At 60.7% G+C, this 7,225-nt stretch carries 5 protein-coding genes and 4 tRNA genes; 3 read left to right on the plus strand and 6 right to left on the minus strand.

From position 1 onward, the window contains the following. Positions 1-175: 175 nt before the first annotated feature. From VMA74_RS02880 to ppsA, 3 genes are all read right to left on the minus strand, one after another. A tRNA-Ser gene (locus tag VMA74_RS02880) sits at positions 176-265 on the minus strand. Between the two features lie 69 nt (positions 266-334). Next, positions 335-1,024, minus strand: coding sequence for a signal peptidase I (gene lepB, locus VMA74_RS02885; RefSeq protein ID WP_325364626.1), 690 nt, complete (start codon positions 1,022-1,024; stop codon positions 335-337). A gap of 118 nt (positions 1,025-1,142) precedes the next feature. Then, positions 1,143-3,518 carry a phosphoenolpyruvate synthase gene (gene ppsA / locus VMA74_RS02890; protein ID WP_325364628.1) on the minus strand — a complete coding sequence of 792 codons (2,376 nt, stop codon included), beginning with the start codon at positions 3,516-3,518 and terminating at the stop codon, positions 1,143-1,145. A gap of 227 nt (positions 3,519-3,745) precedes the next feature. Here ppsA and ppsR point away from each other — a divergent pair, with 227 nt between their 5' ends. After that, positions 3,746-4,561, plus strand: a complete 816-nt coding sequence (ppsR, locus tag VMA74_RS02895) for a posphoenolpyruvate synthetase regulatory kinase/phosphorylase PpsR (protein WP_325364634.1) — start codon at positions 3,746-3,748, stop codon at positions 4,559-4,561. A 19-nt stretch (positions 4,562-4,580) separates the two neighbouring features. Continuing rightward, on the plus strand, positions 4,581-5,045 hold the full coding sequence (locus tag VMA74_RS02900) for a DUF1249 domain-containing protein (RefSeq protein WP_325364630.1): 465 nt from the start codon (positions 4,581-4,583) through the stop codon (positions 5,043-5,045). A gap of 63 nt (positions 5,046-5,108) precedes the next feature. Here VMA74_RS02900 and VMA74_RS02905 read toward each other — a convergent pair. The 3 genes from VMA74_RS02905 to VMA74_RS02915 all read right to left on the minus strand — a co-directional run bounded on the left by VMA74_RS02905 (position 5,109) and on the right by VMA74_RS02915 (position 5,431). Further along, a tRNA-Asp gene (locus VMA74_RS02905) sits at positions 5,109-5,185 on the minus strand. A gap of 86 nt (positions 5,186-5,271) precedes the next feature. After that, positions 5,272-5,347, minus strand: a tRNA-Glu gene (locus VMA74_RS02910). A gap of 8 nt (positions 5,348-5,355) precedes the next feature. Then, positions 5,356-5,431: transfer RNA gene (locus VMA74_RS02915), tRNA-Ala, on the minus strand. Between the two features lie 160 nt (positions 5,432-5,591). Between VMA74_RS02915 and VMA74_RS02920 the strand changes: the two genes are divergently transcribed. After that, a partial coding sequence (locus VMA74_RS02920) for a cation:proton antiporter (RefSeq protein WP_325364632.1) occupies positions 5,592-7,225 on the plus strand: 1,634 nt, incomplete at its 3' end.

Consider the following 7,225-nt stretch of genomic DNA (forward strand, 5'->3'; position numbering starts at 1 on the left):
CCGGTGCGCGCCCTTTCTTTTTATGCCGCAAGGGCGAATGGATTGCGAAGTGTTTTGTCCAATGAAGCACAGTGAGCAGGAACCACAAACAACAACGGCTGGCATACCTCATGGCATACCAGCCGTGCTTGCTTGCAGATAAGCTTCCTTAAATCAGCAGCTTACATGATCTCAATGGCGGAGAGGGTGGGATTCGAACCCACGGTACGCTTACACGTACGCCTGATTTCGAGTCAGGTACATTCGACCACTCTGCCACCTCTCCGAAAGGGTGCGCTACGGGCCGCGCGAGCCGAACATGATACGTGGTGGGCGTGGCTGTGACAACAGGTTCCTAGCGGATCTGGGCACTGTCGAGCCGGGCTCCCAGCCGCTGCATGCGGGGCAGGTAGTGGCGGTCCGGATCCAGTGACAGCGCTACATAGCGGGAACGCCCGACGATTTCATGGCGCGGAAAGAAGCCCAAGTAGCGCGAGTCCATGCTGTTGTCGCGGTTGTCCCCCAGCAAGAGGTATTGGCCGGCGGGTACGGTGACGGGGCCGAAGTCGCGTGCTTCGCTCGGGCGGTAGAGCGAAAGCCGGATGAGATGCTGCATGCCGCCCATCCGCTCCACTTCGTAGCGGGCCGGATCCTGCAGATCGTCAGGGATGCCGGTGACTGTCGCCGGCGAATAGCGGGCGGCGGCGCCGTTCACATAGAGCACGTTATCGCGCATGGCCACGACGTCGCCAGGAATGCCGATCACGCGTTTCACCAGCTTCTCGTTGGCCGCGTGCGAGTCGAGCACGACGATATCCCCGCGTTGCGGGTCGGCTAAATGAATGAGCGATAGGTGGGTAAACGGTACGCGGATGTCGTAGGCCGCTTTGTCGACCAGGATGCGGTCTCCGACCTGGATGGTGGGTTCCATCGAAGGGGTCGGCACCACGTTCCAGTCGGCGAGGGCGCTGCGGAACGTGAGCATGCCGAGCATGAAGACGAAGAAGCCTTTGTTGCGGGACAGGAAGGACAAGGCTTGGCGCATGGCATACCCCTTGGCTGGCGAGATTGAAGTTCCCGCACACATGGACATCGGGGTTGCAGGGCAAGTTTCGTACCCGCAAACGCCAACGGGGCGATCACCGCCACCCCGTTGCAAGATCTCAGGCCGCGGCTTTCTTTTTCGCCAGCCGCAACCAGGTATCCACCACGGTATCGGGGTTGAGCGATACCGACTCGATGCCCTGGTCCATCAGCCACTCGGCCAGGTCTGGGTGATCAGACGGGCCTTGGCCGCAGATGCCGATGTACTTGCCGCGCGCACGCGCCGTCTTGATCGCCATCGCCAGCAGCTTTTTCACTGCCGGATCGCGCTCGTCAAACAGGTGGGCCACCACACTGGAGTCGCGGTCCAGGCCAAGCGTGAGCTGGGTGAGATCGTTCGAGCCAATCGAGAAGCCGTCGAAGATGTCGAGGAATTCATCCGCCAGCAGCGCGTTCGACGGCAGCTCGCACATCATGATGACCTTGAGGTCATGCTCGCCTTGCTTGAGGCCGTTCTTGGCCAGTACCTCGATCACTTTGCGGCCTTCGCCGAGCGTGCGTACGAATGGAATCATCACCCATACGTTGGTGAGGCCCATCACTTCGCGAACGTGTTTCACGGCTTTGCATTCCAAGCCGAACGATTCGGCAAAGCCGGCATCGACGTAACGACTGGCGCCGCGGTAGCCGATCATCGGGTTTTCTTCGTGCGGCTCGTAGCGCTGGCCGCCCAGCAGGTTGGCGTACTCGTTGGATTTGAAATCCGACAGGCGCACGATCACCGGTTTGGGATAGACCGAGGCGGCGATGGTGGCGATGCCTTCGGCCAGGCGATCGACGTAGAAGCTCACCGGATCCTTGTAGCCGGCAATGCGCGCATCGATCTTCGCCTTGGTCTCCGCATCCTGCTTGCCGTATTCCAGCAGGGCTTTCGGATGCACGCCGATGTGGCTGGCGATGATCATTTCCAGGCGCGCCAGGCCAATGCCTGCGTTGGGCAGCATGCCGAAGTCGAACGCGCGCTCCGGGTTGGCCACGTTCATCATGATCTTCAGCGGCGCTTCGGGCATCGCGCCGAGATCGGCGGTGACGCGGTCGAACTTCAGCCGGCCTTCGTAGATCGTGCCGGTGTCGCCTTCGGCGCAGGAAACGGTCACCTCATGGCCATCGGGGATCGTATCCAGTGCGTGGCCGGTGCCGACCACGGCGGGTACGCCCAGTTCACGTGCAATGATCGCGGCGTGGCAGGTACGGCCGCCGCGATTGGTGACGATGGCTGAGGCGCGCTTCATCACCGGCTCCCAATCCGGGTCGGTCATGTCGGCGACCAGCACGTCGCCCTGCTGCACTTTGTTCATGTCGGCGAGCGAGCGGATCACGCGTGCCTTGCCGCTGCCGATCTTCTGGCCGATCGCGCGACCTTCCGCCAGCACCTTGCCCTTTTCGTTGAGATGGAAACGCTCCAATTGCGTGGCATGTGCGCGCGATTTCACCGTTTCCGGGCGCGCCTGCACGATGTAGAGCTTGCCGGTGTTGCCGTCTTTCGCCCATTCGATGTCCATCGGGCGCTGGTAGTGCTGTTCGATCACCAGCGCCTGCTTGGCCAGTTCCTGCACGTCTTCGTCGGTGATACAGAAGCGATTGCGATCGGTGATCGGCGTTTCTTCAATGCGCACGCGCTCGCCCGGCGTGTTCGAGTAAACCATGCGCTGCTGTTTAGCGCCGAGGCTGCGACGCAGCACGGCCGGCTTGCCCGCCTTCAGCGTGGGCTTGAAGACGTAGAACTCATCTGGATTGACCGCGCCTTGCACCACCATTTCGCCCAGGCCATAGCTGCCGGTAACGAACACCACCTCGCGGAAGCCGGACTCGGTATCGAGCGTGAACAACACGCCTGCGGCACCCACATCCGAGCGCACCATCAACTGCACGCCCGCGGAAAGGAACACGTCTTCGTGCTTGAAACCCTGGTGCACGCGGTAAGCGATGGCGCGATCGTTGTACAGCGAGGCGAAGACTTCCTTCACCTTGTGCAGTACGTCGTCGATGCCCACCACGTTGAGGAAGGTTTCCTGCTGGCCGGCGAAGGAAGCGTCCGGCAGGTCTTCCGCGGTGGCGGAGGAGCGCACTGCCACCGCGATATTGTCGGCGCCTGCATCCTTGCACAACTTGGCGTAGGCATCACGGATGGCGTGCTCAAGGTCGGCGGGCAGGGCGGTATCGACGATCCAGCCGCGGATTTCCTTGCCGCCGGCAACCAGCGCATCCACATCGTCGACGTCCAGCGAGGTCAGCCGTTCGGCGATCCGTTTCGACAGGCCGCTTTTTTCGAGGTACTGCTGGAAAGCCTGGGCCGTGGTGGCGAATCCGCCGGGCACCGACACCCCCAGTTGAGCCAGGTTACCGATCATTTCGCCGAGCGACGCATTCTTGCCGCCGACTTTGCCAAGGTCGGTCATGCGCAGTTGGTCGAGCCAAAGCACCAGATCGTTCAAGGGGGTCTCCTCAAAGAGCTTTAATGAAAAAAGCAGGCAGCCATACCGGACGAAACCGGTCGCATAAGACTGGTATTGTCCGCTTTCGATGGTGCGCGGCACAAGAAGACCATTGCAATCGCGTGGCGCGCCACCTGCATACCAGTCAGATAAAAGTCAAGCAAAGACAGGGCTTCGCGCTTGGGTTATGGTGCCAGCCAAGGATCCATGCCGCCCACGGAAAACGTATGCAACGCACGGTTTTTTTCATTTCCGATTCCACTGGTATTACGGCCGAGACGATCGGAAACAGCATTCTTGCCCAGTTTGAGGGGGTGCAGTTCGAAAAACACCGTTTGCCCTTCATCGATGACCCTCACAAGGCAGAGAATGCCGCGCTACGCATCAAGACCCGGTATGCACAAAGCGGGCAGCGGCCGATCGTGGTCAACACCATGGCGGACCCCGCGCTGTGCGAGATCGTGGCGACCAGTGGCGCTTTAATGCTGGATGTGTTCGCGCCGTTCATCGGCCCGCTGGAGGATGAGCTGGGTACCCGTCATTCGGGTGCCGTGAACCGTTCGCATGGCCTGGTGGATTTCGCCAAGTACGAGGCGCGCATCAACGCCACCAACTACGCCTTGAGCCACGACGACGGCATGGCCGTGGACTATGCCCAGGCAGATCTGATCCTGATTGGCGTGTCGCGCTCGGGCAAGACGCCCACGTGCTTGTACATGGCCTTGCATTACGGGGTGTGCGCCGCAAACTACCCCCTGACCGAGGAAGATCTGGATAAGCTCGAACTCCCCGCCCGCCTGCGTACCAACAAGCACCGCCTGTTCGGCCTCACCATCGAAGCAAAGCGTCTGGCGCAAATTCGCGAAGAGCGGCGCCCGGGCAGCCGGTATGCCACGCTGAAGCAGTGTCGCTGGGAGCTGGATCAGGCCGATCGGCTGATGCGCCAGGCTGGTATTCCGTATCTGAACACCACGCACGTTTCGATCGAGGAGATTGCGAGCAAAATCCTCGATCAATTCGGTATCGAAAAAACCATGTATTGACGGAGATATCCCCAACCCTATGAGTGCCGTACTCGACCGCCGCGCCGCCTTGCTGCCAGGACGCTTTGAGTTCCTGATGGGGCTCTATGCCGAGAATTACCATCGGCTGACGCGTCTGTTCGCGCCGCAACAACTGGAACTGGGCGATTACATCTCCGATGTCGACGATGGTCTGCCGGTGCACCTGGTGCTGCAGGAGCGCCATCCGTACACGCTGGAGCTTGAACTCACCTACGGTTTCGTCGATGCGCAGACCGGACGCCGCACGCCGTCCGCGCAGTTGCGCATGTATAGCGATGCGCACGTCGCCGAGGCCTTGCATTGCCATCCCGGCCGCCATCTGTGGCAGGTGCTCGGGCCGTTTCCGCCGGCGCACTCGGTGTTCCAGCATCGCTTGCAGATGAACAGCTTTCTCACTCGATGGCTCGAATATCTGGCCGAGCAGGGGCATTCGGCAGGAACGCTGGAACGGGTCAGCAAGTAAGGGATGAGGGTGGGTGTTTTTCGCAGGCAACAAAAAACCCGCAACATGCGGGCTTCTTGGAAGTGGCGGAGCGGACGGGACTCGAACCCGCGACCTCCGGCGTGACAGGCCAGCATTCTAACCGACTGAACTACCGCTCCACGTTTTACTGCCTTCCAGCGCACTCAAGCACACTAAGTCCTTTTCCACTTCATCTCGGCGGCCATCGTTGGCTGACGATTTAAAGTGGCGTCCCCACGGGGATTCGAACCCCGGTCGCCACCGTGAAAGGGTGATGTCCTAGGCCTCTAGACGATGGGGACGTATGTGTTGGTGGAGCCAGGCGGGATCGAACCGCCGACCTCCTGCATGCCATGCAGGCGCTCTCCCAGCTGAGCTATGGCCCCGCCGCTGGAAGCCAGAAAGAATAGGGTGGGTCCCGAATTCCGTCAAGCGCTTTTTAGGAAAAAGTTCACGCGAGGTGAATCGCGCCGGCAGCGATGGCGGTCTGCGGCGCACGCACAGCATCCGGTTAAGCTGTGCTTGAAACGTACTCATGAGCCCGGCATGCACGATATCGGTTTCATTCGCGACCTCGCACTGGTGATGCTCGTGGCCGGCGCCACCACGATTCTGTTTCAGCGACTGCGCTTGCCTGTGCTTCCGGGCTACATCCTCGCCGGCATCGTGATTGGTCCGCATACGCCGGGCGTGCTGGTGGCCGATCCGCGCGCCATTGCCGATATCTCCAACCTCGGCGTAGTGCTGCTGATGTTCACGTTGGGGCTCGAGTTCAGCGTGCGCAAGCTGCGCCAGGTGGGCGGAACCGTCCTCCTGGTCACCGTGGTCGAAGTGGGCTTCATGCTGTGGCTGGGCTATCAGCTGGGTCTGCTGTTCGGCTGGGGTGGGCGCAATGCGTTGTTCCTGGGTGCCATCGTGGCGCTGTCGTCCACCATGGTGGCCATGCGCGCGCTGGAGGAAACCGGTTTCCGTCAATGGCCGTTCGCGCGCCTGGTGATCGGCATGCTGGTGGCCGAGGACATGCTCACCATTGTGCTGCTCACCTTGCTAACGGCCATTGCCATCAGCGGCACGGTCGAGACGGGAACGGCATTCACGGTTGTCGGGCATCTGGGTTTGTTCGTGGTGGCCGGCATGATCGTGGGTCTGTTGCTGGTGCCCCGATTGGTGGATTACGTCGCGCACTTCGATCGCGACGAAACGTTGCTTGTGAGCGTGCTCGGCATCTGTTTTGGCACCAGTCTGCTGGCCGCATGGCTGGGCTTCAGTGTGGCGCTTGGTGCTTTTTTGGCTGGGGCCGTGGTGGCCGAATCGCGCAGTGCCGCACGCGTCGTGCACTTGGTCGAGCCGTTGCGCGATATGTTCGCGGCGCTGTTCTTCGTAGCGATCGGTTTGAAGATCGATCCGTCCTTGCTGGTGCATTACGCCTTGCCTGCCATCGCCATTGCCTTGACCGTGATGCTCGGCAAAAGCTTGGTATGCAGTGCCGGCATGTTTCTAATTGGCCATGATCTGCGTACGTCACTGCGCGCCGGGCTTTGCATGGCCCAGATCGGCGAATTCTCGTTCGTGATTGCCTCGCTCGGGCTTACTTTGCATGCCGTGGACAATTTCATTTATCCGACCGCGGTGGCGACAGCCCTGATTTGCATGCTGGCCTCACCGTATCTGCTGCGTTCAGCCGATTTGTTGGCGAAAGCAGGCCGGCGCGTGGTGCCTCGGCCTCTGCGGCTGGTGATTACCAGCTACAGCGGATGGCTGGAAAATTTGCGGCCCGTCGATGAGAACGCTCTCGTGGCGCGCATGTTTCGTCGACTGCTTTGGCACATCGCCATCAATATCGCGCTCGTCGTTACGCTGTTCGTGATCGGGGCGTATGTCAACGCCCATAACGCGGCCTGGTTCGAGCGTCTGAGGCTTGGCCTCGAGATGCGTCACTCGGTGATTTGGGCATGCGCGCTTTTTTTGTCGTTGCCCTTGTTGATTGCGGTCTATCGCAAAGCCGAAGCCTTGGGGATGTTGCTAGCGGAGCTGGGTATACGTGAGCGTTTTGCCGGCGCCTATACGCAAGCCATTCGACAGGTTCTTGCGAAAGTCATTCCATTGGCGACATTGCTGGTACTGGCCTTGCTGGTTGGGGTATTGGGCTCGACGATTTTGCCCCCGCGTGGCGTGGCATT

The organism is Dyella sp. (assembly GCF_035508675.1).
Lineage (GTDB): Bacteria > Pseudomonadota > Gammaproteobacteria > Xanthomonadales > Rhodanobacteraceae > Dyella_B.